Origin of the sequence: Sphingopyxis sp. QXT-31 (assembly GCF_001984035.1) — a bacterium.
Lineage (GTDB): Bacteria > Pseudomonadota > Alphaproteobacteria > Sphingomonadales > Sphingomonadaceae > Sphingopyxis.
Window position 1 is genome coordinate 94,667 of record NZ_CP019449.1, and the last position, 25,701, is coordinate 120,367.

Genomic DNA, 25,701 nt, shown 5'->3' on the forward strand with positions numbered 1-25,701 from the left:
CATGACCATTGCGCAAACCAGCCTCGAGCTGATCGGCAACACGCCGCTTGTCCTGCTCAAAGGCCCCAGCGAAGCCACGGCATGCGAAATCTGGGGCAAATGCGAATATGCCAACCCGGGCGGATCGGTGAAGGACCGTGCCGCGCTCTATATCGTGCGCGATGCCGAGGCGAATGGCAGCCTGAAGCCCGGCGGCACGATCGTCGAGGGGACTGCGGGCAACACCGGCATCGGGCTGGCGCTAGTCGCCAACGCGTTGGGGTACAAGACGATCATCGTCATGCCCGACAACCAGAGCGCCGAGAAGATGGCGACGATCCGCGCGCTCGGCGCCGAGCTGGTGCTCGTGCCGCCCGCGCCCTTCGCCAACCCCGGCCATTTCGTCCACACCTCGCGCCGCATCGCCGAGGAAACCGACAATGCGATCTGGGCGAACCAGTTCGACAATATCGCCAACCGCAAGGCGCATATCTTCGGCACCGCCGAGGAGATCTGGGAGCAGATGGACGGGCGCCTCGACGGTTTCACCTGCGCCGCGGGCACCGGCGGGACGATCGCGGGGACGGGGCTGGGGCTGAAAGCCAAGGACGAGGCGATCACCGTCGCGCTCACCGACCCGCATGGCGCCGGCCTCTATAATTATTACCAGTGCGGCGAATTGAAGCCCGAGGGCTCGAGCGTCGCGGAGGGCATCGGCCAGAACCGCATCACCGCGAACCTCGAAGGCGCGCCGATCGACACCCAATTCCGCATCTCCGATGCCGAGGGGCTCGACGTGGTGCGCCAGCTGCTCGACGAAGAGGGGCTGTGCCTCGGGCTGTCGTCGGGGATCAACGTCGCGGGCGCGATGGCACTCGCGCGCCAGCTCGGCCCCGGCAAGCGCATCGCGACGATCCTCTGCGACAGCGGCTTCCGCTATCTTTCGACGCTCTACAATCCCGAATGGCGCGCATCGAAGGGGCTGGCGACATGAACATGAAGAAACCCCCGACCGCCGCCCCGCCACCCGAGCCTTGGGGGCCCAGCGATTCGATGCGGCGGCTGCAGATCGGCATCGCCGGGGTGATGGCGGTGCTGCTGCTCGTCGGCCTCGCTGGACTGATCGGCGACCGCGCGCGCGAACAGGTCGCGGGGGAGGCGGCCGCGACCGCCAATGCCGCCGCTACGGGACAGGCCGACGCGGGCACCGGCGCGCCGCTCGAGGAACTCGGCGTCCAGCCGGTGACGACCCCCGCCGACGGCCAGACGCCCGCCGCCGCGACGGTCAACGCGCCCGCCAAGGCGGTGCCGCTGGCGCCGACGACGGCGAAGGTCCCCGACCTCGAACCCGACCCCGAACTCCAGCGCGCGCGGAACAAGACCGGCCAGTGAGGCCGCGGCGTTTAGCGATGCTCCGGTGGCCGCTCGGCGCCGCGCTGCTCGCGCTCGTGCTGGCGTGGCTGCTCGGCGGGCAGATGCTGCTCGGGCGGATCGATCCGGCGCTGGTGATCCCCTGGCTCTTCGCCGCGCTGCTGCCGCTCGCCTGGTTCGGGCGCGGCGATGCGCCGCGCGATCGCATCCGCGCCAATCTGATTGCGCTGGCGGCGCTGTTAGTCGGGCAGGGTCTGCTGAGTCTCGCCCTCGCGGACAGCTTGCCGTGGGCACAAGTGGCCGTCACCGCACTCTCGGGCCTCGCCGCTGCTGCGCTAGCTGACTGGATCGTCCAGCGCGCGGCCAGGAGCCTCGTCGCCAAGGCACTCATCGCCAAGCTCGCCGCCATCCTCTGGTTCGCCGCCGGCCATGCCGCGCTCGCCGCGCTCTATGAGCAGCCCGCGTCCGACACCCCGGTGACCATGCTCAGCGGCCTGCCGCTACGCTGGGCGGGGGAGGGCGATCTCGCGGCGATGCTCCAGCGCGGCGCCGCCGACGACCCGGCGCTCGTTCGCCTCGAACGCACCCATCGCATCGCGCTGGTGGACAGCCTCGCCGACCATGTCCCGCCCGCGGGGGCGGCCCTGCTGCTCGCGCATCCGCGCGCGCTGGCGCCGCAGGATCTGGTCGCGATCGACGCCTTCGTGCGCGGCGGCGGGCGCGCTTTGATCCTCGCCGACGCGCTCTCGGGCTGGCCCGCGCCGCATCCGACGGGCGACAGCCGCAACCCGCCGGTCACCAGCCTGCTCACCCCGCTGCTGGGTCATTGGGGCATTACGCTGGGCGCCGCGCCTGCCGGCGAAACCGCGGCGCAAGCGATCGATGTCGACGGCCGCCGCCTGCGTCTGTTCAGCGCCGGGCGCTTCGAGGCGCTGCCGTCCGGCTGCACCGCGCAGGCGGGCGCACAAATCCTCCGCTGCCGAGTCGGCGCGGGCGAGGCGTGGCTCGTCGGCGACGCCGACCTGCTTTTCGCCCCCCTCTGGCAACCGCTCGTCGGCGATCTGCCGCATTTGCGCCGCGCCGACACGATCGAGTGGATCGGCGCCCGCCTCGACGGCCCCGACTATCGCGCGCCGCTCCTCCAGCCCGTCTGGATCGCCCACAAACCGCGCTAATCCGCGCCTCTTGTAAATTTCGGCATTTTTTCCACAGCTTCGTCGCGGCGGGGCCCGTGCGTCGGCGCGCGGCCCTTTTCGACCGCTCACGCCCGATTTCACCCCATTTTGATGCCCGATTTTCCCGATCAGGCCCGAATTTACCCCTTTTCTCCCTAGCGGCTTGCTGATAGGCAGGAATCGGAGAGGGGCAATCTCCGCCTGAGCCGTTGGATTCGGAATTTCGCGATTCCGAGATCGGGGAAGTCTTGCCCGGGGTGTCAGGAAGGGGGCGGATCGATGGCGGTTGTGACGCCCGGCAATTATTCGGGCACCGAATTCGCCGCGATCGATGGCAAGGGGCGCATCGCCGTCCCTTCGGAATTCCGCAACAATGTGCCCCTCAATGCGGAAAATCAGCGCGTGCTCTGGGTCGGCTATCACGAAGTGCTGCCCTGCCTCGTCGCCTATGGCCAGGATCAGTTCGACCGCCTCGCGCACGAGATCGAGCATGGTCGCCAGGTGATCGAAGGCCGCGGCGGCGATTTCGCCGAGGATGCCGCCTACAAGGCGCGCTACGACTTCACCAAGCCCTACACGCTCGACGACAGCGGCCGCTTTCTGCCGACCTTCTCGCACCGCGACAATCCCTATGACGAGGCCGAGCTCGCCTTCGACGGCGGCGCCTGCGCCTTCGTCGGCGCGGGGCGCCGCTTCGAAATCTGGTGGCTGCCCTTCATCGCGCAGTGCGACGAGGCCGACCCGCGCCTGCGCCGCGTCGCCGCCGCGTGGGACGCCAACAAGGGGAAGGGGCGCAAATGACCGACCTCTCCCCCAACGTCCTTCGCGATCCGCGCCATGACCCCGTGCTCCGCGAAGAGGTGGTCGCGGCGCTCGCGATCACTCCCGGCGAAACGCATGTCGATGCGACCTTCGGCGCGGGCGGCTATACGCGCGCGCTGCTCGCCGCCGAGGCGAATGTCGTCGCCTGCGACCGCGACCCCGACGCGATCGCCGAGGGTCAGGCGCTGGTCGAAGAGGCCGGCGGCAAGCTGACTTTGATCCACGGCCGTTTCGGCGAGATCGACCGGTTACTTGCCGAACGCGGCATCGCGGGAGTTGACGGCATCGTCTTCGACATCGGCGTCTCGTCGATGCAGCTCGACCGCGCCGAGCGCGGCTTCTCGTTCCAGAACGACGGGCCCTTGAACATGACGATGTCGCAGGACGGCGAGACCGCCGCCGACTGGATCAACCGCGCCGACGAGGTCGAGATCGCCGACGTGCTCTTCCATTATGGCGATGAGCGCCAGTCGCGCCGCGTCGCGCGCGCGATCGTCGCCGACCGCCCCTTCACCCGCACCGCCGAACTCGCGACCACCATCCGCAAGGCGCTGCGCCACCCGCCCGGCGCGCCCAAGGACCCGGCGACGCGCAGTTTTCAGGCCATTCGCATTCACATCAACGGCGAGCTCGACGAACTCGCCGCGGGGCTCGACGCCGCCGAACGGCTGCTCCGCCCCGGCGGACGCCTCGCGGTCGTCTCTTTCCACAGCACCGAGGATCGCATCGTGAAGAATTTCCTGCGCGAACGCAGCGGTGGCGATGTCCGCGCTTCGCGCCACCGGCCCGCGCTGGCCCCTCCGGCGCGGGCCGCAACTTTCCTGACACCGGCGCGCAAGGTGCGCCCGGGCAAGGCCGAAGAAGCGCGCAACCCGCGTGCACGCTCGGCGACGCTTCGCAGCGCGGTGCGCACGGATGCGCCCGCCTGGTCCGACGGTTCGACGACGAAGGAGGCCTTGTCATGCTGATGGCCGCGCGCAAGCTTCAGGGGATCGGCTTGGTCCTCCTGGTGCTGATCTTTGCGATGATGCTCTATCCGGTGTCGCTCAAGGTCGCGGCGACGCGCAGCGAGCTCGCGCGCATCAACCAGCAGATCGACCGGACCGAAAGCAATATCCGCTACCTCGAATCCGAACTCGCGGTGCGCGCCTCGATGCGCCAGCTCGAGCAATGGAATGCCGATACCTTCGGATATTCTGCCCCCTCGGCCAGCCAGTATCTCGAGAATGAGCGCCAGCTCGCCTCGCTCGGCCGGGTGCCGCGCGCGCGCGGCGCCAACGAGGTCGCGCCGGTGCTGATGGCGATGGTCTCGCCCGTCGCGATTCCCGACAAGGCCAAGCCTGCGGCCGCTAGCGATGCTCCCGCCGCCGCCGCGAAGCCCGCGCCGGTCAAGGTCGCCGCCGCGGTCCAGTCCGACGTCGCCCCCCGCATGGCGCCGACACGCCGCCGCGAACAGCTCAAGATGATCGAGGACCAGCTCCTCTCCGAAGCGACGCTCGCCGACCTCAAGCGCGCCGCCGCCGTCGAAGCAGGGGATAAGAAGGGCCGATGAACACGGTAGTCGTCCGTCCGACGCGCGTCCGTACCGCCGGGGTCCGGCAGCAACTGCTGCTGACTGCGCAGCAGCGGCTGATGATTCTGATGCTGCTGTTCATGGCGGCTATCTTCCTCGTTTCGGTGCGGCTGCTGTGGTTCGCGGCGTTCGACACCGGGCCGCAGCGCGGCGTCTCGACCGCCTTCGTCCCCGCGCGCGCCGACATCGTCGACCGCAACGGCGTGCCGCTCGCGCGTACGATCGACGGCTATTCGATCCGCGTCGTGCCGTCGAAGCTGCTCAACAACCGCCAATATCTCGCCGACGAGCTGGTCAAGATCTTCCCCGACACGACGCGCGAGGAGTTTCTCGCCAAATTGAGCGGCCCGCGCGCGACCTATATCCGCCGCCGCGCGCTGCCCGACCAAGTCGCGGCGGTGAATGCGATCGGCGAGATCGGCTTCGACTTCCCGCGGGAGAAGGAGCGGCTCTACCCGCAGACCTCGCTCGCCGCGCATGTCCTGGGGTTCCTCAACGCCGAGGGGCAGGGGGTTACCGGGATCGAAGGCGCCTATGATGCGCGCCTGACCGACGCCGCAACGCGCGGCCAGCCGATGGCGCTGTCGATCGACGCGCGCGTTCAGGGCGTACTCGAAGCCGAAGTGAGCACCGCGGTGACCAACCTCGAAGCGCTCGGCGGGGCGGGGATCATCCTCGACGTGCATAGCGGCGAGGTGATGGCGATGACCTCGCTGCCGACCTTCAACCCGAACAAGCTCACCGGCAGCGACCCGGCGACGCGCCGCAATGCGGTGACCTATAATCTCTACGAGCTGGGCTCGACCTTCAAGCCGCTGACCGTCGCCGCGGCGATCGACGCCGGCACCGTCACCAGCATGGCGCGCCGCTACGACGCCACCGAGCCGCTGGCGATCGCGGGCTATCGCATCCGCGACAGCCACCCCTCGCGCCGCTGGCTCAACGTGCCCGAGACGTTGATCCACAGTTCGAACATCGTCACCGCGCGCATCGCCGACGAACTCGGCCGCGAGCATATGGAGGCGATGTTCCGCAGCCTCGATTTCGACAAGCGCCCCGGCATCGAACTCAAGGAGCGCGCCTTCCCGCTGTGGCCCAAGGATTGGGGCCGGATCACGACGATGACCACGGGTTACGGCCATGGCATCGCGGTGACCCCGTTGCACCTCGCCAGCGCCTATGCCGCGCTGGTCAACGGCGGCATCTATCGCCCCGCAACGATCCTCAAGCTCGGCGACAAGGCGCCGCCGCAGGGTCGCCGCGTGTTCAAGGCCGCGACCAGCGCGCGCATGCGCCAACTGCTCCGCCTGATCGTCTCCGACGGCACCGGCAAACAGGCCGAGGCGCCGGGCTTCCGCGTCGGGGGCAAGACCGGCAGCGCCGAGAAACCGGGCATCGGCGGTTACAACCGCAGCTCGGTCGTCGCGACCTTCTCGGCGGCTTTCCCGATGGACAATCCGCGCTATGTCATCGTCGTGATGATCGACGAGCCCAAGGGCAATGCCTACAGCTCGGGCCAGCGCACCGCGGGCTGGACCGCGGCGCCGGTGGTCAAGAAAGTGGTGATGCGCGCCGGCCCGATGCTCGGCGTCTTCCCCGATGAGACCCGCGACGTCGACGTGTCGGAACTGACCCCGCTGCTGTGGAGAAACGGGGAAGCGGAATAATGCGTCTGGCGGCGCTGCTCGACAATCAGGATAAGCAAGGGGCCGACCCCGTCGTCACCGGCCTCGCGATCGACCATCGCAAGGTTGCGCCGGGCACGATCTTCGGCGCTTTCGTCGGCGAGAAGTTCAACGGCGAGGACTTCATCGCCGCCGCGATCGAAGCCGGCGCCATCGCCATCGTTGCCCGCCCCGAGGCGAAGGTCGCGGGCGCGGTCCACATCGCCGACGCCAACCCGCGCCGCGCCTTCGCGCATATCGCCGCGCGCTTCTTCCACAAATTTCCCGCGACCTGCGTCGCGGTGACCGGAACCAACGGCAAGACCTCGACCGTCGAGATGACGCGCCAGCTGTGGCGCATGGCGGGGTTCCACGCCGCCTCAATCGGCACGCTCGGCGTCACCACCGGCGACGACCGCGTCGTCACCGGGCTTACCACCCCCGATATCGTGACCTTCCTGTCGAACATGTCGGGCCTCGCCGCCGAGGGCGTCACCCACGCGGCGTTCGAGGCGTCGAGCCACGGCCTCGACCAGTACCGCACCGGGGGGCTGCCGGTGAAGGCGGCCGCCTTCACCAATTTGAGCCACGACCATCTCGACTATCATGGCGACATGGTCAGCTATATGGCCGCGAAGATGCGGCTGTTCCGCGAGGTCGTCGACCCGGCGGGCGCAGTGGTGATCTGGAATGACGACAGCTGGTCGCCCGCCGCCGAGCATGAAGCGAAGCAGCGCGGCCTCCGCATCCTGACCGTCGGCCAGCACGGCGCGGACCTCCGCCTCGTCAGCCGCGAGCCGACCCAGCTCGGCCAGTCGCTGCTGATCCAGGCGGGGCCGCTCGCTCAGAAAGTCACGCTGCCGCTGATCGGCGCCTATCAGGTCGCCAACGCGCTCGTCGCCGCAGCGCTCGTGATCGCGACCGGCGGCGATGTCGGCCAGACGCTCGCCAATCTCGGCCGCCTCCAGCCGGTGCGTGGAAGGCTCGAACGCGCCGCGATCACCAAGGCGGGCGCGCCGGTCTATGTCGATTACGCCCACACCCCCGACGCGATCGAGGCCGCGCTCGACGCGCTGCGCCCGCACGCCGCGGGTCGCCTGATCCTCGTCTTCGGCGCCGGCGGCGACCGCGACAAGGACAAGCGCCCCGAAATGGGCAAGGTCGCCGCCGCCAAGGCCGACATCGCGATCATCACCGACGACAATCCGCGCGGCGAAGACCCCGCCGACATCCGCGCCGCCATCGCCGCGGGCGCGCCGGGCGCGCAGGTAATCGGCGACCGCCGCGCCGCCATCGCGGCTGCGATTGCGGAGGCGCGCGCCGAGGATATCGTGTGCATCGCGGGCAAGGGCCACGAACAGGGCCAGATCGTCGGCCGCGGCGACGAAATGCGCGTCATACCCTTCGACGACGTCAGCGTCGCGCGCGAGGCGGCGGCATGAACCCGCTCTGGACCGCCCGCGCCATCGCTGCTGCCACGAATGGCACCGCTAGCGCCGACTTCACCGTGCACGGCGTCGCCTTCGACTCGCGCGAGGTGGGCAAGGGTGACCTCTTCATCGCGATGAAGGGCGAGGCGACCGACGGCCACAAGTTCATCGACCAGGCGATCGCCGCGGGCGCGTCGGGCATCGTCTGCGAAACCGAAATCGACCACCCGCACGTCCGTGTCGCCGACAGCGTCGCGGCATTGAACGCGCTCGGTTTCGCGTCACGCGCGCGCTGCCATGGCCGCGTCATCGGGGTCACCGGCTCGGCGGGCAAGACCGGCACGAAAGAGGCGCTCTTCGCGGCGCTCGACCGTTTCCGCCCCGGCAAGGCGCATCGCTCGGTCAAGAGCTACAACAACCATGTCGGCGTGCCGCTGAGCCTCGCGCGCATGCCCTCGACCGCCGATTATGGCGTGTTCGAAATGGGAATGAACCATGCGGGCGAGCTGGCCGCGCTGACGCGCATGGTCCGCCCGCACGTCGCGATCGTCACCACCATCGCCCCGGCGCATATGGAATTTTTCGGCAGCGAAGAGGCGATCGCCGATGCGAAGGGCGAGATTTTCGAGGGGCTCGAGCCGGGCGGCACCGCGATCGTCCCCTTCGACAGCCCGCATTACGAACGCCTCCGCGCCAAGGCCGAGCAGCACGCGGCGCATGTCGTGAGCTTCGGGCTCGGCGCGGGCGCCGATGTGCGCGCGGTCGACTGGCTCTCCGACGGGCGCGGCGGCTCGCTGGTCACCGCGCAGGTGCAGGACGCCTTGCTCTGCTTCACCATCGCGCAGGCGGGCGCGCATTGGGTGTCGAACGCGATGGCGGTGCTCGCCGCAGTGAAAGCCGTCGGCGGCGACCTCCCCGCCGCGGGGCTCGCCTTCGCCGAAATGGCGGGGCTCGCCGGGCGCGGCGCGCGCCACCGTCTGGCGGTTCCGGGCGGCCATATCCTGCTGATCGACGAAAGCTACAACGCCAACCCCGCCTCGATGGCCGCGACGATCGGCCAGCTCGGCAGCGAAGCCGCGGGGCGCAAAGTGGCGATTCTCGGCGCGATGAAGGAGCTGGGACCCGGCGGCGAGGCCTATCATGCGGGCCTCGCGGCTCCGCTCGTCGCAGCAGGCGTGCATTTCGCCTTGCTCGTCGGCGCGGAGATGGCGCCGCTCGCCAAAGCGCTTGAGGGGCGTATCGATTTCGCGCATGTGCCCGACCATCAGACCGCCAAAGCGCGGCTGAAAGACTTGATCCGCGCCGGCGACGCCGTGCTGGTCAAGGGGTCGAACAGCGTTGGCCTGTCCCACTTGGTGACGGCGCTGACCAACGGGGAATATTGATGCTGTACTGGCTGGCGGAATGGCTTGGCTTTCCGGGGGTCCTGAACCTCATCCGCTATCTGAGCTTCCGCTCGGGCGCCGCGGTCGCGACCGCGCTGATCATCGGCCTGTGGATCGGGCCGCGCTTCATCCTGATGCTGCGCATGCGGCAGGGCAAGGGCCAGCCGATCCGCGACGACGGCCCGCAGAGCCATCTCGCGAAAAAGGGCACCCCGACGATGGGCGGGCTGATGATCCTCATCTCGCTGATGATTTCGGCCCTGCTCTGGATGGACCTCTCGAACCGTTTCGTCTGGGCGTGCCTGTTCGTCACCGGCGGTTTCGCCGTCGTCGGTTTCCTCGACGATCTCGACAAGGTGACCAAGGCCAGCCACCGCGGCATTCCCGGCCGCATCCGCCTGCTGATCGAATTCATCATCGCGGGCGTCGCGGTGACGCTGATCGTCTCGCGCACCGGCACCGACCTGTACCTGCCCTTTTTCAGCGGGATCGTGCTCGAACTCGGGCCGCTCTATTATGTCTTTGCGATGGTGATGATCGTCGGTTTCGGCAATGCGGTGAACCTCACCGACGGGCTCGACGGCCTCGCGACCTTCCCCGTGGTCATCGCCAGCCTGACGCTTCTCGTCATCGTCTATCTCTCGGGCAACGTGAAATTCGCCGAATATCTCGGCATCCCGCATGTCCCCGGCGCGGGCGAACTCGCGATCTTCGCCGCGGCGATCATCGGCGCATGCCTCGCCTTCCTGTGGTTCAATGCGCCGCCTGCGGCGGTGTTCATGGGCGATACGGGCAGCCTCGCGCTCGGCGGCGCGCTCGCGACCATCGCGGTCACCGCGCAGCACGAACTGGTGCTCGTGATCATCGGCGGGCTGTTCGTGGTCGAGGCGCTGTCGGTGATCATCCAGGTCTTCTGGTACAAGCGCACCGGCAAGCGCGTCTTCCGCATGGCGCCCATCCACCATCATTTCGAGCAGCTCGGCTGGCCCGAATCCACGGTCGTGATCCGCTTCTGGATCGTCTCGATCGTGCTCGCGCTCGCGGGGCTCGCGACGCTGAAGCTCCGGTGATTACCTCGCGCGCCTTTGCCGGTCGCCGCTATGCGGTGCTGGGGCTGGCGCGCTCGGGGCTCGCGACGGTCGAGGCGCTCGTCGCCAGCGGCGCGGGCGTCACCGCCTGGGACGACAAGGAGGAAGCGCGCGACGAGGCGATGGCGCTCGGCGCCGACATCGGCAACCCGCTCGATATCGACCTGATCGGTTTCGCGGGCGTCGTCGTGTCGCCGGGCGTGCCGCTCAACCGCCACCCGATCGCCGCGCACGCGCGCGAGGCGCATGTGCCGATCATCGGCGACGTCGAACTCTTCGCCGAAGCGCGGCACGACCTGCCGCCGCACAAGGTCGTCGGCATCACCGGTACCAACGGCAAGTCGACCGTGACCGCACTCGTCACCCACATGCTCGAAAGCGCGGGCATCCCCGCGCTGATGGGCGGCAATATCGGCCTGCCGATCCTGTCGCGTGATCCGCTGCCTGAAGGCGGCGTCTATGTGCTCGAACTGTCGAGCTACCAGATCGACCTCTCGCACAGCCTCGCCTGCGACATCGCGGTGCTCACCAACATCACCCCCGACCATCTCGACCGCTACGACGGCTTTGCGGGCTATGCCGCCTCCAAGGCGCGGCTCTTCTCGCTCCAGCACCGCGATCAGGTCGCGATCGTCGCGGTCGACGACGATCCGTCGAAGATGATCGCGGGGCGGATCAATCACCGCCTCCACCGCGTGTCGGGCAAGGACATCGATCCCGCCGACCAGCTGCGCTGGCCCGCGCTGCAAGGTCCGCACAACGCGCAGAACGCGGTCTGCGCGATCGCGGTGTGCCGGGTGCTGGGGCTCGACGACGAACAGATCGAACGCGGGCTCGCGACCTACAGCGCGCTGCCGCATCGCATGGAATGGGTCGGCGAAGTCGCGGGCGTGAGCTGGTACAACGACAGCAAGGCGACCAATGCCGCGTCGGCAGCGCCTGCGCTGGCGGCCTTTCCGCCGGCGCCGGACCAGCGCCTCCACTGGATCGCCGGCGGGCAGGCGAAGGGCGACGGGCTATCGGCCTGCGCGCCCTGGTTCGGGCACGTCAAGCGCGCCTATCTGATCGGCGAGGCGATAGAGGCTTTCGCGGCCGAGATCGGCGACGCGATCCCGGTCGACCGCTCGGGCGACCTCGCGACCGCGGTCGCGCGCGCCGCCGCGGCGGCGGAGCCGGGCGACATCGTGCTGCTGTCGCCGGCCTGCGCGTCGTTCGACCAGTTCAATAGCTATGAGGAACGCGGCGACCGCTTCCGCAGCATCGTCAGGGCATTCGGGGCATGAGCGGGGGTTTCGACAATATGGACGCAACGGGAGAAAAACCGGTCATTGCCACCACGACGCGCACGGTGAAGCGGCGCGGGCCGCGGCTCAGCCGCGCCGACCGCACCCCGCTCGGCCTGTGGTTCTGGGAAATCGACCGCGTGCTGCTGCTGCTGGTGTCGATGCTCATCGCGATCGGGCTCGTCGCGGTCACCGCCGCCTCGCCCGTCGCGGCGCAGAAGCTCTCGACCTCGACCGCCAGCCTCGACCCGCTCTATTATTTCTACCGCCAGCTGATGTGGGTGATCCTCGGCGTCCCCGTGATGCTCGGCGTGTCGATGCTGCCCAAGGCGCAGGCGCGGCGCTTCGCGATTTACGGTACCGTGACCTTCATGGTCCTGCTTTTCCTCGTGCCGCTGATCGGCACCGAAGTGAACGGCGCGCAGCGTTGGCTCGGCAGCGGGGTTTTCCGCCTCCAGCCGTCGGAGTTCCTGAAGCCCTTCTTCGCGGTGTCGCCCGCCTGGGTCCTCTCGCTCCGCCTCCACGACCAGAGCCTGCCCGTCGTGCCGCTGAGCTTCGTGCTCACCGGCATCATCGCGCTGCTGCTCATGGGCCAGCCCGACCTCGGCCAGACGATCATTTTCGTCGCGACCTTGCTCGTCCTCGTGCTCGTCGCGGGCCTGTCGATGCGGATCATGGGCATGCTCGCGGGCGGCGGCCTCGCGGGCATCGTGCTCGCCTACTTCTTCTACCCAGTCGCGCAGCAGCGCATCAACATCTGGCTCTTCGCCGAGGGCGACAGCTTCCAGGTCGACAAGGCGCATGCCACGCTGACCGCCGGGGGCCTGATCGGTACCGGCCCCGGCGCGGGCCTCGCCAAGTTCCAGCTGCCCGAGGCGCACACCGACTATATCTTCTCGGTCATCGGCGAGGAGTTCGGCATGATCGCGTGCATGGCGATCGCGATCCTCTATCTCGCGATCATCGTGCGCGTGCTCGTCCGCCTGCTCGACGAGGAGGACAGCTTCCTGATCCTCGCCGTCGCGGGGCTCGTCGCGCAATTCGGGGGACAGGCGATCATCAACATGGCGGTGAACACCCAGCTCTTCCCGTCGAAGGGAATGACCTTGCCCTTCATCTCCTATGGCGGTTCGTCGATGATCGCGCTGTCGATCGGCATGGGTTTGCTCTTGTCGCTGACTAGGCGGAACCCCTATGCCGCGCGGGTGTCGCTCACCCGCAACTGGAACAAGAAATGACCGCAACCCGCCACTTCCTTCTCGCCGCCGGCGGGACGGGGGGACATATGCTGCCTGCCTACGCCCTCGCGGGCGAGCTGATTTCGCGCGGCCACCGCGTCGCGCTGGTCAGCGACGACCGCGGGCTCAATATCCCGGGCAAGCCCGACGAACTCGAGGCGCATGTCCTGCCCGCCGGGCGCGTCCACGGCGGCCCGATCGGCTGGGTCAAGGCCGCGCTCGCGATCCGCAAGGGGCGGCGCATGGCGATCGACCTGATCGACGACTTCGATCCCGCGGTCGTCGTCGGTTTCGGCGGCTATCCCTCGCTCCCCAGCCTGCTCGCCGCCAAGGCGACCAAGCGCCCAAGCGTGATCCACGAACAGAACGCCGTGCTCGGCCGCACCAACCGGCTGATGGCGGGGCGGGTGAACGCCATCGCGGTCGCCTATCGCAACATCCACCGCTTCCCGCCCGCGCTCGTCGACAAGCGCCACCTCACCGGCAACCCGGTGCGCGCGGAAGTGATCGCGATCCGCGAGGAAGGCTATCCCCCGCTGCCCGAGGACGGCATCCTGCGCCTCCTCGTCGTGGGCGGCAGCCTCGGCGCCACGGTGCTCAGCGACGTCGTCCCCGCCGCGATCGCGATGTTGCCGCGCGCGCTGCTCGACCGGCTGCAGATCGTGCAGCAGGCGCGCGAGGCCGATCTCGAGGGCGTGCGCGCCAAATATGCCGAACTCGGGGTCGCCGCCGAATGCGCGCCTTACTTTGCCGACATCCCCGATCGCATGCGCTGGGCGCATCTGGTGATCGCGCGCGCGGGTGCCTCGACCGTCGCCGAACTCGCCTGCGCCGGCCGCCCCGCGGTGTTCATCCCCTATCCGCACGCGATGGACAATCATCAGACCTATAATGTCGCCGACCTGGTCGAGGCGGGCGGCGCGGTCTCCTTCGCGCAGCCCGACTTCACCCCGGCGTCGCTCGCCAAGCAGATCCAGCGCATGGCGCTCGAACCCGGCGCGCTCGAGGAAGCCGCGAGCCGCGCCGCGAGCTGCGGCCTGCCCGACGCAACGCGCGACCTCGCGGACCTCGTCGAATCGCTCGCCGCGCCGCCGATGATGGACGTGATCCGCGTCGGGGCCTCGTCGCGCAGCGCCGCGGTCGCCGCCGGCGTCGCCGCCACCCGTTCGGGAGACAAATGATGCGCGGCGTCGCGACCGACATCGGCACCATCCACTTCATCGGCATCGGCGGCATCGGCATGTCGGGCATCGCCGAGGTGATGCACAATCTTGGCTATCGGGTGCAGGGCAGCGACATCGCCGACGGCTATGTGATCGAGGGGCTGCGGGGGCGCGGGATCAAGGTCAGCATCGGGCATGAGGCGTCGAACGTCGACGGCGTCGCGGTGGTCGTGACCTCGACCGCGGTCAAGCGCGGCAATCCCGAGGTCGAGGCGGCGCTCGCCAGCCGTATCCCCATCGTCCGCCGCGCCGAAATGCTCGCCGAACTGATGCGCCTCAAATCGACCGTCGCCATCGCGGGCACGCACGGCAAGACGACGACGACCAGCCTCGTCGCGGCGCTGCTCGACGCGGGCGGGATCGACCCGACGGTGATCAACGGCGGCATCATCAACAATTATGGCTCGAACGCGCGCCTCGGCGCGTCGGACTGGATGGTGGTCGAGGCCGACGAGAGCGACGGCAGCTTCCTGCGCCTCGACGGGACGATCGCGGTCGTCACCAACATCGATCCCGAACATCTCGACCATTATGGCAGCTTCGACGCGATCAAGGACGCCTTCGTCGAGTTCATCGAGAACGTCCCCTTCTACGGCGCTGCGATGCTCTGCCTCGATCATCCCGAGGTGCAGGCGATCATCCCGCGCATCCGCGATCGCCGCATCGTCACCTATGGCTTCTCGGCGCAGGCCGACGTGCGCGGCACCAATGTGACGCCCGGCCCCGACGGCAACCGCTTCGACGTCGTGGTGCGCGACCGCGACGGCAACAGCCGGACGATCGAGGGCATCCACTTGCCGATGTCGGGGCGCCACAATGTCCAGAATGCGCTCGCCGCGATTGCCGTCGCGCTGCACATGGGCGTGACCGACGAAAAGATCGCCTCGGGCTTCAACGGTTTCGCCGGGGTCAAGCGCCGCTTCACCAAGGTCGGCGAGATCGCGACGGGTGAGGGCAATGTCACCGTCATCGACGATTACGCGCATCACCCCGTAGAAATCCGGGCGGTGCTTTCGGCAGCGCGCGAGGGCGTCGGCGCGGGGCGTGTCGTCGCAGTCGTCCAGCCACACCGCTTCACGCGCCTCCGCGATCATATGGACGATTTCCAGCAGGCGTTTAACGACGCCGACATCGTGCTCGCTTTGCCGGTTTACACCGCAGGCGAGGCGCCGATCGAGGGCGTGTCGTCCGAAGCGCTCGTCCAGGGCCTCCGCGACCGCGGGCATCGGCAGGCCTCGACCGTCGCCGATGCGGCAGCACTGGCTTCGAGCATCGCCGCCAGCATCGCGGCGGGCGATCTCGGTGCGGGCGACAAGATCATCTGCCTCGGTGCCGGCGACATCACCGAGATGGCGGCGGGTCTGGCGGCGGTGTTTGAGGGGCGCGGATGACCTCGGACCCCAAAACCGTTCGTCCTGAGCTTGTCGAAGGACCGTCCTCTTCTTCGGCGACGGAGAAAGGGAAGAACGGCCCTTCGACAAGCTCAGGGCAAACGGCATTTGATAACGTCCGCGGCAAGCTGACGGAAAAGGCGCCGCTCGCCCCGCTCGTCTGGTTCAAGTCGGGCGGCCCCGCCGACTGGCTGTTCGAACCCAGGGACGCCGACGACCTCGCCGACTTCCTGCGCGACCTCGACCCCGCCATCCCGGTGATGGCGCTCGGCCTTGGTTCGAACCTCATCGTCCGCGACGGCGGCTTCCCCGGCGTCGTCGTGCGGCTGGGCAAGGCCTTCGCCAAGGTCGAGGCCATCGACGCGACCACGCTGCGCTGCGGCGGCGGCGCCTCGGGCATCCTCGTCTCCTCGACCGCGCGCGACGCGGGCATCGCGGGCATGGAATTCCTGCGCTCGATCCCCGGCACCGTCGGCGGCTTCGTGCGCATGAACGGCGGTGCCTATGGCGGCGAGGTCAAGGACATCCTCGTCGACGCCGACATCGTCCTGCGCTCGGGCGAGCGCCGCACGCTCGCGCTGCCCGACCTCGGCTACACCTACCGCCACAGCGAACTCCCCGAAGGCGCCGTCGTCGTCGGCGCGACCTTCCGCGGGCGCCCCGGCGAACCCGCCGCCATCCAGGCCGAAATGGACCGTATCTCGGCCAGCCGTGAGGCGTCGCAGCCCTTGCGCTCGAAGACCGGCGGCTCGACCTTCAAGAACCCTGACGGCCACAAGGCGTGGCAGCTCGTCGACGAAGCCGGCTGCCGCGGTTTCGCGGTCGGCGGCGCGCAGGTCAGCGAAAAGCACACCAATTTCCTGATCAACAGCGGCGAGGCGACGAGCGCCGACATCGAGGCGCTCGGCGAGGAAGTCCGCCGCCGCGTGAAGGCGAAGAGCGGCATCGAACTGCAGTGGGAGATTCAACGCGTGGGAGTGGCGAAGTGAGCCGGGGTCCGTGGCATGTCGCCGTCCTGATGGGCGGCTGGTCCGCCGAACGCGATGTGTCGCTGATGAGCGGCAACGGCGTCGCCGACGCGCTCGAAAGCCGCGGCCATAAGGTCACGCGCATCGACATGGACCGCAACGTCGCTCGGAGGCTCGCCGACGCCAATCCCGATGTCGTGTTCAACGCCCTCCACGGCGTCCCCGGCGAGGACGGGACGGTGCAGGGCATGCTCGACCTGATGGGCCTCAAATATACCCACAGCGGCCTCGTCACCTCGGTGATCGCGATCGACAAGGAACTGACCAAGCAGGCGCTCGTCCCGCATGGCATCCCGATGCCGACGGGCACGATGGTCGATAGCGAAAGCCTGTTCGCCGTCGACCCGCTGCCGCGCCCCTATGTGCTGAAGCCCGTCAACGAGGGCTCGTCGGTCGGGGTCGCGATCGTCAAGGACGACAGCAATTACGGCAATCCGATCGCGCGCGAGGCGGTCGGCCCGTGGCAGGAGTTCGACCGCCTGCTCGCCGAACCCTTCATCAAGGGCCGCGAGCTCACCGTCGCGGTGCTCGGCGACCAGGCGCTCGGCGTGACCGAACTCCGCGTCAAGTCGGGCTTCTACGACTATGGCGCCAAATATACCGAAGGGCTGACCGAACATGTCTGCCCCGCCGAGGTGCCGGAAGAAGTGGCGCTACGGATGAAGGACCTCGCGGTCCAGTCGCACCGCCTGCTCGGCTGCAAGGGCGCCTCGCGCTCCGATTTTCGCTGGGACGACGAACATGGCCTCGCGGGCATCTTCCTGCTCGAGGTCAACACGCAACCGGGGATGACGCCGCTCAGCCTCGTGCCCGAACAGGCACGCGCGATCGGCATGGACTATGCGGAACTGGTCGAGCGCATCGTGGGGGAAGCATTATGAGCCAGAAGATCAAGCGGCCGACCTCGGCCCCGCGCCGCCCGGCGCGCGCGCCCAAGAAGCGCAAGACGATCCGGACGTCGCGGATCGACGCGCTGATCAACGCGCTGCCGATCAGCCCGCAGCGGCTGCAGCAGGTCGCCAACTGGACGATCGGCCTCGGCCTCTTCGCCGTCGTCGGCCTCGCCGCGCACGCCACCGGCGTCACCGCCAAGGTGCAGGAGGAATATGCCCAGGCGGTCGGCCGCGCGGGTTTCCAGGTCAAGAAGGTCGAGGTCGTCGGCGCCGACCGCATCGACCGGCTGAAGGTCTATGACATCGCGCTCGCGCAGAAGGACCGCTCGATGGCGGCGCTCGACCTCGAAGGGGTGCGCGCCGACCTCATGAAATATGGCTGGATCAAGGATGCGCGCGTCTCGCGCCGCCTGCCCGACACGCTCGTCGTCGACATCGTCGAGCGCACCCCCGCGGCGATCTGGCAGCATAATAATCGCCTGTCGCTGATCGACGAAAAGGGCGTCGTGCTCGAACCCGTCACCATCGCGACGATGCCCGACCTGCCGCTCGTCATCGGCCCGCGCGCCAACACCCGCGCGCAGGACCTCGACCGCCTGCTCGCCGAAGCGAGCTCCCTCAAGGAATTGCTCGCCGGCGCGACCTGGGTCGGCGACCGCCGCTGGGACCTCCGCTTCCGCAGCGGCGAGACGCTGTCGCTGCCCGAGGGCGAGGGCGAGGCCAAGAAGGCGCTCGCCAAATTCGCGCATATGGACGGCGCCAACCGGTTGCTCGGGCGCGGTATATTGCGTTTCGACATGCGCGACCCCGCGCGTTTCGTGCTACGCTTGCCGCACGAAGGGCAGGTGGCGCCCGCCAAGCTCGAGGGCGCGCGCGCCGCCGCCGACGCACTGGCCGCCGCGACCGCGGCCGAGGAAGGATAGGAGCCATGGCCCCGCCGCGGATCGAAAAGATCATCACCGCGCTCGACGTCGGGTCGTGGAAGGTGTGCGCCTTGATCGCGGGGCAGACCGCCGACGGCGCGCTGCACGTGCTCGGCACCGGCCAGCGCGAGAGCCGCGGCGTCCAGCGCGGCTATGTCGCCGACATGGAACAGACCGAGCATGTCGTGCGCGAGGCGATCGAACAGGCCGAGCGTATCGCGGGGCTCAACATCGACGACGTCTGGGTCGCCTTCTCGGCGGGCAGCCTGCTCAGCGACGTCGCGCCGATCGAAAGCGAGCTCGGCGGCCATCGCATCGAGCAGGAGGATGTCGACGACCTCCTCGCCGCGGGCCGCGCGGGCATCGATCCCGAGGGCCGCATGATCCTGCATGCCCAGCCCGCGCTCTACACGCTCGACGGCCTCACCGGGGTCAAGAACCCGATCGGGCTCCACGCCGACCGCCTGGGCGTCGACATCCACATCATAATGGCCGACGGGGCGCCGGTGCGGAACCTGGAGGCTGCTGTTCGGCAAGCGCATCTCGACGTCAACGCGGTCGTGGCGTCGCCGATCGCCGCGGGCCTTTCGTGCCTCTCCGACGAGGAACGCGACCTCGGCGTCGCGCTGGTCGAACTCGGCGCTGCGGTGACTACCGTGTCGCTCTACGCCGGCGGCATGCTCGTCGAGATGGCGTCCTTGCCCTTCGGGGCGAGCGACATCACCGACGACATCGCCTCGGCCTTCGGCATCCGCCGCAGCCAGGCGCAGCGCCTCCAGCATTTCTACGGCTCGGCCTCCGCCAGTCCGCGCGACAATAACGAGGTCATCGACCTCGAACCCGGCGCCCCCTCGGGCTCGGAATCGCCGCGCATCAACCGCGCGCAGCTCGTCTCGGTCATCCGCCAACGCCTCGACGCGATGATGGGAGAGATCGGCAGGACGCTGAAAGACTTGCATTTCGTCGGCCCGATCGGGCGCCAGGTGGTGCTCGTCGGCGGCGGCGCCGATTTGAAAGGCATCGCCGATTACACTCAGAGCGCGCTCGGCCGCGCGTCGCGCGTCGGCCGGCCCAAGGGGCTGATCGGGCTGCCCGACGCGCATGCCGGACCCGCCTTTGCGACGCTCGCGGGGCTGGTGCTCTACGCCGCGTCGGACCCCGTCGACCTCCGCGACCTGCCGATGATGTCGCAGGATGTCTATCGTCCGCGCAGCACCGGAATCATCAACCGCCTGATGGCGGCACTGAAAAGCAGTTTTTGAATTCAGAAGCGCCGAAAGTGTTAATTTTTTGGGTGATTCTAGCGTCACAATAGTGCAATGCGTTAATAGAATTGGGGGCGGCGGGACCACCGCCCATGGGTCGCAAGGTGAGGAAGCGGCAAAGGTTCGCCGCTGCAGGGAGATTGTTTGATGAGCATCAATATTGGCCCGCCGCAGGTCGATGAGCTGAAACCGCGGATCGCGGTGATCGGCGTCGGCGGAGCGGGCGGCAATGCCATCGCCAACATGATCGCGGCGCGCGTCGAAGGGGTCGATTTCGTCGTCGCCAACACCGACGCGCAGGCGCTCAACGCCTCGCCCGCCGAACGGCGCATCCAGTTGGGGACGCAGATCACCCAGGGGCTGGGCGCGGGCTCGCGGCCCGAGGTCGGGCGCGCCGCGGCCGAGGAAAGCATCGCGCAGGTCGAGGACGCGCTCGACGGCGCGCATATGTGCTTCATCGCCGCTGGCATGGGTGGCGGCACCGGCACGGGTGCGGCACCCGTCATCGCCAAGGCGGCGCGCGACCGCGGCATATTGACGGTGGGCGTCGTGACCAAGCCCTTCATGTTCGAAGGCGCGCGGCGCATGCGCTCGGCCGACGCCGGCATCGCCGAACTGCAAGAACATGTCGACACGCTGATCGTCATCCCGAACCAGAATCTCTTCCTCGTCGCCAACCCGAACACGACCTTCAAGGAAGCGTTCACGATGGCGGACGAAGTGCTGCAGCAGGGCGTGCGCGGAATCACCGACCTGATGGTCATGCCCGGCCTCATCAACCTCGACTTCGCCGACGTGCGCAGCGTGATGCGCGAAATGGGCAAGGCGATGATGGGCACCGGTGAGGCCGAAGGCGATGGCCGCGCGCTCGAAGCCGCGCAAAAGGCGATCGCCAACCCCTTGCTCGACGGCGTTTCGATGGCGGGAGCCAGGGGCGTCATCATCTCGATCACCGGCGGCGAAGACATGCGCCTGATGGAAGTCGACGAGGCCGCGAACCACATCCGCGAGCTGGTCGATCCCGACGCCAACATCATCTGGGGCAGCGCCTTCAACGACGCGCTTGACGGCAAGATCCGCGTGTCGGTCGTCGCGACCGGCATCGACGGCACCGGCGAGGCGGCACCCGCGCCTGCCGCGACGCGCAGCTTCTCCTTCGCCCCGGCGCGCAGCGCGGCACCCGCCGCGCCGGTCGTCGAGGAACCGGTCGAACAGGCCGCCTATGAGGCGCCTGCCGAACCCGATCCGACGCCGGGCTTCTCGCTCGGCGATACGGCCCCGGTCGAAGAGCCCGCGGCCCCCGCGGCGAGCTACGACGACGAGCCGATGGAGCTGTCGGACGTCGCTGCGACCTACGACGATACGGCGGACGAGCTCGTCCTCGACGCGCCCGAAGCGACCCCCGATCCGTGGCAGCAACCCGCTGCCGCCAACCCGGCGCCGGCGCCGGCTCCCGCCGAGGACGCGCCGTCGCGCAACATCGGCGGTGGCACCCTGTTCGAGCGGATGTCGCGCCTGTCGCGCGGCGCGGCGCCCGCCGAGGGCGAGGAAGGGGGTAAGGAGGACGGGGTCGACATCCCGCGCTTCCTCGGCCGCCAGAACAACCAGTAACGGGGCGTATCAGGCCGCCGCCAGGGCAGGGCGGCCCGGAAATCGGGATGTGAATGTGCCCATGCGGCGATCGATGAAGACGCGTGGTGTGCGCATAGGTCCGGGACGCGTACGGCAGGGCGCCGCCGCGTTCGCGGCCTTGCTGCTCGGCGCGACCGCGCTCGTGCCTGCCGCCTCGGCACAGGTCACGCCGCCCGACGCCGCGACGCGCGCGGCGATGGAAAAGCGCACCGCGGCGCGGACCCTGCTGTCGTCGGCGCTCGCGCGCATCGCCGCGAACAGCAAGGACGGCGCCGCGCTGCTCGACGCCGGGCGCGCCTCGGTCGAGCTCGAGGATTATCGCGCCGCGCTCGGCTTCCTGACCCGCGCCGAACAGGCGAACCCGCGCGACGGCGCGGTCAAGGCGGCGATGGGCTCGGCGATGGTCCATATGGAAAATCCGACTCGCGCGCTCGACTATTTCGGCGAGGCGCAATTGCTCGGCGCGCCCGAACGGCTGTTCCTTTCCGACCGCGGGCTCGCGCGCGATCTGCTCGGTCAGCAGGATGCGGCGCAGCGCGACTATCAGCTTGCCCTATCGCTCGCGCCCAATGACGAGACGCTGCGCCGCTATGCGCTGTCGCTCGGCATCGCGGGCGAGGCCGACCGCGGCGTGCAACTGCTCGCGGGCCAGCTGCGCGCGCAGGATCGCGGCGCGTGGCGCATGCGTGCGATGATCCTCGCGATCGCCGGCCGCAACGGCGAGGCGACCGAAATCGTCAACGCGACGATGCCGCCGCAGCTCGCGCAGAATATCCTGCCCTATCTCACCCAGATGAACCGCCTCAACCCGGCGCAGCAGGCCGCCGCCGCGCATTTCGGGCGCTTTCCCTCGGGCAATCTCGGTCCGCCGCGCAGGCCCGTGCAGGTCGCCGCCGCGACCCCGCCGCCCGCCGCGACGCCGGCTCCGGCCAGTGCGAAGCCCGACCGCCGCCGCCCGAGCGAGCGCGACCGTGCGCGCGGCACGCTGACCCCTGCCACCGCGACCCCGCCCGCAGTGAGCGTGCGCCGCCAGCCCGATCCGCCGCCGCCCGCCGCGGTCCCGCCGCGCCAGCCGCCGACCGTGCAGGTCGCCGCAGCAACGCCGCTACGCCCGGCGCCGACGCCCGCGCCGACCCCGGCGCCGCGCGCCGCGCCGCCGCCAGCCCCGGCAGCAACACCGCCGGCGACCGTTGCCGGAACTTCGACGCTGCCGGCGGCGATCCTGCCGAGCCCGGCGCCGACTCCGAGCCCGACACCCGCTCCACCGCCCGCCGCCACGCCGCCCGCCGCAACGCCGCCGCCCGCTGCCCCGATCGGCGTGGCGATCCGCGACAGCGGCCCCGTCGGCCCCGGCTTCTCGATCTCCGACATCGGCCAACCCGCCACGGTCGCAACCCCGGCCCCGACGCCCGCGCCCGCCGCATCGACGCCGCAGCCGGTCGAGCTCGCCGCCGCCGAAGCCGCACCCCCGCCAGCCTCGGCGGTCTCCGCCGCGCCGACTTTCGCGCCGACCCCTGCGGCACCGCTCGCCTCGCTCGCCGACATCGTCGGCGCGCTCGAAATCCCCGCCGAGGAAATGGCGGCCTCTATCGACGCGGTCGACGCCGCGACGCTCGCCAAGCTGCGCGAGGACAAGCGCAAGGCCGAAGCGGCGGCCGAAGCCAAGCGCGTCAAGGATGATGCCGCCGCCAAGGCCAAGGCGGAAGCCGATACGAAGGCCAAGGTCGAAGCCGCTGAAAAGAAAGCCAACCCCGCGCGCCTCTGGGTCCAGATCGCCACCGGCGCCAACGCCAAGGCGCTGGCCTTCGACTTCAACAAATTTGCAAAGAAGAACCCCGCGCTCTTCAAGGGCAAGGCGGGCGCCAGCACCGAATGGGGCCGCACCCGCCGCCTGCTCGTCGGGCCCTTCCCGAACAAGAAGGGCGCCGACGCCTGGCTCGCCGATTACAAGAAGGCCGGCGGCGACGGCTTCCTCTTCAACAGCGACGCGGGCCAGGAAGTCGCTCCGGTCAAATGAGCGTGGCTAGCGCCACGATAAATCCTCCCCATAGCGAAGCTTTGGGGAGGGGGACCGTCCGCGAAGCGGATGGTGGAGGGGTCGGCAACGTCGGCGCCATTACCCCTCCGTCAGCGCTTCGCGCTGCCACCTCCCCATCGCTTCGCGTGGGGAGGATCTGAATGAGCGTCGCCGCCTGCGCCAGCCGTCCCGAACTAAGCCGCGGGCGGCTGCACGAGGAGGTCGGCCGCGTCGTGCGCGGGCCGCGCGACGATTTTCAGCGCGACCGCGACCGCATCATTCATTCGATCGCCTTCCGCCGCCTGCGCCACAAGACGCAGGTCTTTGTCGCCCCCGACGGCGACCATTATCGCGTCCGCCTGACCCACAGCATTGAGGTCGCGCAGATCGGCCGCGGCATCGCGCGCGCGCTTGGGCTTAACGAGGACCTCACCGAGGCGCTCTGCCTCGCGCACGACATCGGCCACCCGCCCTTTGGCCATGCCGGCGAGGACGCGCTCAAGGCCGCTATGGCCGACCACGGCGGTTTCGACCATAATGGCCATACGCTGCGCACGCTGGCCTGCCTCGAATGCCCCTATCCGCGCTTCGACGGGCTCAACCTGACGTGGGAGACGCTCGAGGGGCTCGCCAAGCATAATGGCCCGGTGACGAACCCCGGCTGGGCGCTCGCCGAAATCGACGCGCGCTTTGCGCTCGACCTCGACAGCCACGCCAGCCTCGAGGCGCAGATCGCGGCGGTCGCCGACGACATCGCCTATGATAATCACGACATCGACGACGGGCTGCGCGCGGGGCTGCTCGATTTCGACCAGCTGATGGCGCAGCCCTTCGTCGCCGCCAATTTCGCCGGCGTCGAAGAACGCTTCCCCGGCGCGCCGCGCGAGCGGCTGCTGCGCGAACTGGTGCGCGACCAGATCGGGGTGATGGTCAACGATGTGATCGCCGCGACGACCGCCAATGTTGCCGATGCGGGCGTCGCGAGCGCCGACGAGGTGCGCATGGGGGGCCGCACGCTTGGCGGCTTCTCGCCCGAACTCGCGGCGGCGGAGCGCGACCTCAAGCGTTTCATGTACGCCAATCTCTACCACCACCCCGAACAGCTCGCCGCCGCCGAGGCCGCGAACCAGGTCATCGCGCGCCTGTTCGATGCCTATGCCGCCGACCCGCGGCTGATGGGCGCCGACTGGTCCGCCCGCCTGCCGCACGAAAAGGGCGCAACCGTGCGCCACATCGGCGACTATATCGCCGGCATGACCGACCGCTTTGCGATCGACCGCTACGCTGAAATCTTCGGGCGCGGCGACGTGCCGGAAGCGCTGGCGCACGCCTGAAAACCCATTAGACTGGCGCCATGACGACGCCCAGCACCCTGCTCCTCGGCGCGACCGGCATGGTCGGGCAGGCGGTGATCGCCCAGGCCGGCGACCGCTCGCTCACCATCCTCGCGCGGCGTGAGATGGAGGGCCTGCCCGAACAGCACGCGCTGCTCGTCGCGCCGCCCGAGCGCTGGGCGGATATCGTCGCGGTCGAGCGCCCCGCGACGCTCGTCTCGTGCCTCGGCACGACGATCCGCCAGGCAGGATCCAAAGCAGCTTTCCGCGCGGTCGATCACGACCTGATCCTCGCGGCGGCGCGCGGCGCGCGGATGGCGGGCACGCGGCAGATGATCGTCGTGAGCTCGGTCGGCGCTTCGGCGAAGAGCCGCAACTTCTATCTGAAGACCAAGGGCGAGACCGAGGATGGCCTGCGCGCGCTCGGCTTCGAGCGGCTCGACATCTTGCGCCCCGGGTTGCTGATGGGCGAACGCGCCGGGCCCACAAGGCTGGGCGAGGGGATTGCCGCGGCCGCGGCCCCGCTGACCGACGCTTTGCTCCACGGCAGCCTGCGCCGCTATCGCTCGATCCGCGGCGAAACGGTCGCGCGCGCGATCGTCGCGCTGATCGGCATCGCCCAGCCCGGCGTACGAATCCACGAAAATGACGCGATGCGGCGGCTCGCCGATTGACTCTGCCTTGGGCGCCCGCCAAGGCTCGGGCGTCTGTCGCATCCTCCCAAGGGATTCGACCGGCCGCGCGGGAGAGCGCGAGGGCGGGGCAACCCGCGCCTCGCCACCGAAGGAGCAACCGCCCCGGAAACTCTCAGGTCAAGCGGACCGCGCAGGCTGGAACGGACACTCTGGAAAGCGTTCCGGCTCCTGCTGGAACCACCGAAGGGGTAACCCCATGATATCATGGGGGAAAACTCTCAGGTTCCCGTGACAGAGGGGGCATGGTCGAAACCGCGGCACCCCGCCGTGCGTTCGCCATGTCAACCACGGG

General features: G+C 69.2%; 22 protein-coding genes and 2 riboswitches. All 22 genes read left to right on the forward strand.

Features of this window, described 5'->3' with window-relative positions; all coding sequences use genetic code 11:
* Position 1 precedes the first annotated feature (1 nt).
* Positions 2 to 973, forward strand: coding sequence for a cysteine synthase A (locus BWQ93_RS00465; protein ID WP_077028804.1), 972 nt, complete (start codon positions 2 to 4; stop codon positions 971 to 973).
* Complete coding sequence (locus BWQ93_RS00470; protein ID WP_077032111.1) at positions 970 to 1,371, forward strand: hypothetical protein; 402 nt, start codon at positions 970 to 972, stop codon at positions 1,369 to 1,371. The genes BWQ93_RS00465 and BWQ93_RS00470 overlap by 4 nt, the downstream gene beginning before the upstream one ends.
* Positions 1,372 to 1,388: 17 nt before the next feature.
* Positions 1,389 to 2,525, forward strand: a complete 1,137-nt coding sequence (locus tag BWQ93_RS00475) for a Gldg family protein (RefSeq protein WP_077028805.1) — start codon at positions 1,389 to 1,391, stop codon at positions 2,523 to 2,525.
* Positions 2,526 to 2,804: 279 nt separating this feature from the next.
* Positions 2,805 to 3,326 (forward strand): division/cell wall cluster transcriptional repressor MraZ, encoded by a 522-nt coding sequence (locus tag BWQ93_RS00480; protein ID WP_077028806.1) that lies wholly within the window; start codon positions 2,805 to 2,807, stop codon positions 3,324 to 3,326.
* Positions 3,323 to 4,315, forward strand: coding sequence for a 16S rRNA (cytosine(1402)-N(4))-methyltransferase RsmH (gene rsmH, locus BWQ93_RS00485; protein ID WP_077028807.1), 993 nt, complete (start codon positions 3,323 to 3,325; stop codon positions 4,313 to 4,315). Before BWQ93_RS00480 ends, rsmH begins: the two co-directional genes overlap by 4 nt.
* Positions 4,309 to 4,899: a hypothetical protein gene (locus tag BWQ93_RS00490; RefSeq protein ID WP_083720449.1), complete on the forward strand. Its 591-nt coding sequence runs from the start codon at positions 4,309 to 4,311 to the stop codon at positions 4,897 to 4,899. The genes rsmH and BWQ93_RS00490 overlap by 7 nt, the downstream gene beginning before the upstream one ends.
* On the forward strand, positions 4,896 to 6,587 hold the full coding sequence (locus BWQ93_RS00495; RefSeq protein WP_077028808.1) for a peptidoglycan D,D-transpeptidase FtsI family protein: 1,692 nt from the start codon (positions 4,896 to 4,898) through the stop codon (positions 6,585 to 6,587). The genes BWQ93_RS00490 and BWQ93_RS00495 overlap by 4 nt, the downstream gene beginning before the upstream one ends.
* Positions 6,587 to 8,026: a UDP-N-acetylmuramoyl-L-alanyl-D-glutamate--2,6-diaminopimelate ligase gene (locus BWQ93_RS00500; protein ID WP_077028809.1), complete on the forward strand. Its 1,440-nt coding sequence runs from the start codon at positions 6,587 to 6,589 to the stop codon at positions 8,024 to 8,026. Before BWQ93_RS00495 ends, BWQ93_RS00500 begins: the two co-directional genes overlap by 1 nt.
* On the forward strand, positions 8,023 to 9,399 hold the full coding sequence (locus BWQ93_RS00505; RefSeq protein ID WP_077028810.1) for a UDP-N-acetylmuramoyl-tripeptide--D-alanyl-D-alanine ligase: 1,377 nt from the start codon (positions 8,023 to 8,025) through the stop codon (positions 9,397 to 9,399). Before BWQ93_RS00500 ends, BWQ93_RS00505 begins: the two co-directional genes overlap by 4 nt.
* The gene (gene mraY, locus BWQ93_RS00510; RefSeq protein WP_077028811.1) at positions 9,399 to 10,469 is read left to right on the forward strand and encodes a phospho-N-acetylmuramoyl-pentapeptide-transferase; all 1,071 of its coding nucleotides are present in this window, start codon (positions 9,399 to 9,401) and stop codon (positions 10,467 to 10,469) included. Before BWQ93_RS00505 ends, mraY begins: the two co-directional genes overlap by 1 nt.
* Positions 10,466 to 11,770 (forward strand): UDP-N-acetylmuramoyl-L-alanine--D-glutamate ligase, encoded by a 1,305-nt coding sequence (gene murD, locus BWQ93_RS00515; RefSeq protein WP_077028812.1) that lies wholly within the window; start codon positions 10,466 to 10,468, stop codon positions 11,768 to 11,770. The genes mraY and murD overlap by 4 nt, the downstream gene beginning before the upstream one ends.
* Positions 11,767 to 13,008 carry an FtsW/RodA/SpoVE family cell cycle protein gene (locus tag BWQ93_RS00520; protein ID WP_156878071.1) on the forward strand — a complete coding sequence of 414 codons (1,242 nt, stop codon included), beginning with the start codon at positions 11,767 to 11,769 and terminating at the stop codon, positions 13,006 to 13,008. Before murD ends, BWQ93_RS00520 begins: the two co-directional genes overlap by 4 nt.
* Positions 13,005 to 14,189, forward strand: a complete 1,185-nt coding sequence (gene murG, locus BWQ93_RS00525) for an undecaprenyldiphospho-muramoylpentapeptide beta-N-acetylglucosaminyltransferase (RefSeq protein ID WP_077028813.1) — start codon at positions 13,005 to 13,007, stop codon at positions 14,187 to 14,189. Before BWQ93_RS00520 ends, murG begins: the two co-directional genes overlap by 4 nt.
* Positions 14,189 to 15,622, forward strand: coding sequence for a UDP-N-acetylmuramate--L-alanine ligase (murC, locus tag BWQ93_RS00530; protein WP_077028814.1), 1,434 nt, complete (start codon positions 14,189 to 14,191; stop codon positions 15,620 to 15,622). The genes murG and murC overlap by 1 nt, the downstream gene beginning before the upstream one ends.
* Complete coding sequence (gene murB, locus BWQ93_RS00535) at positions 15,619 to 16,611, forward strand: UDP-N-acetylmuramate dehydrogenase (protein ID WP_083720451.1); 993 nt, start codon at positions 15,619 to 15,621, stop codon at positions 16,609 to 16,611. The genes murC and murB overlap by 4 nt, the downstream gene beginning before the upstream one ends.
* Positions 16,608 to 17,531 carry a D-alanine--D-alanine ligase gene (locus BWQ93_RS00540; protein ID WP_077028815.1) on the forward strand — a complete coding sequence of 308 codons (924 nt, stop codon included), beginning with the start codon at positions 16,608 to 16,610 and terminating at the stop codon, positions 17,529 to 17,531. Before murB ends, BWQ93_RS00540 begins: the two co-directional genes overlap by 4 nt.
* Positions 17,528 to 18,466 carry a cell division protein FtsQ/DivIB gene (locus tag BWQ93_RS00545; protein WP_077028816.1) on the forward strand — a complete coding sequence of 313 codons (939 nt, stop codon included), beginning with the start codon at positions 17,528 to 17,530 and terminating at the stop codon, positions 18,464 to 18,466. The genes BWQ93_RS00540 and BWQ93_RS00545 overlap by 4 nt, the downstream gene beginning before the upstream one ends.
* 5 nt (positions 18,467 to 18,471) lie before the next feature.
* Positions 18,472 to 19,728, forward strand: coding sequence for a cell division protein FtsA (gene ftsA, locus BWQ93_RS00550; protein ID WP_077028817.1), 1,257 nt, complete (start codon positions 18,472 to 18,474; stop codon positions 19,726 to 19,728).
* A gap of 150 nt (positions 19,729 to 19,878) precedes the next feature.
* A complete protein-coding gene (gene ftsZ / locus BWQ93_RS00555; RefSeq protein ID WP_077028818.1) occupies positions 19,879 to 21,342 on the forward strand; it encodes a cell division protein FtsZ in 1,464 nt (487 codons plus the stop codon).
* Positions 21,343 to 21,415: 73 nt separating this feature from the next.
* Entirely contained in the window at positions 21,416 to 23,380 is a 1,965-nt protein-coding gene (locus tag BWQ93_RS00560; RefSeq protein ID WP_198040440.1) for a tetratricopeptide repeat protein, read from the forward strand.
* A gap of 161 nt (positions 23,381 to 23,541) precedes the next feature.
* A complete protein-coding gene (locus tag BWQ93_RS00565; protein WP_077028819.1) occupies positions 23,542 to 24,714 on the forward strand; it encodes a deoxyguanosinetriphosphate triphosphohydrolase in 1,173 nt (390 codons plus the stop codon).
* Positions 24,715 to 24,734: 20 nt separating this feature from the next.
* Positions 24,735 to 25,388, forward strand: coding sequence for an NAD(P)H-binding protein (locus tag BWQ93_RS00570; protein WP_077028820.1), 654 nt, complete (start codon positions 24,735 to 24,737; stop codon positions 25,386 to 25,388).
* 58 nt (positions 25,389 to 25,446) lie between these two features.
* Positions 25,447 to 25,548, forward strand: a riboswitch (glycine riboswitch).
* Positions 25,549 to 25,654, forward strand: a riboswitch (glycine riboswitch).
* The last annotated feature ends 47 nt before the right edge of the window (positions 25,655 to 25,701 follow it).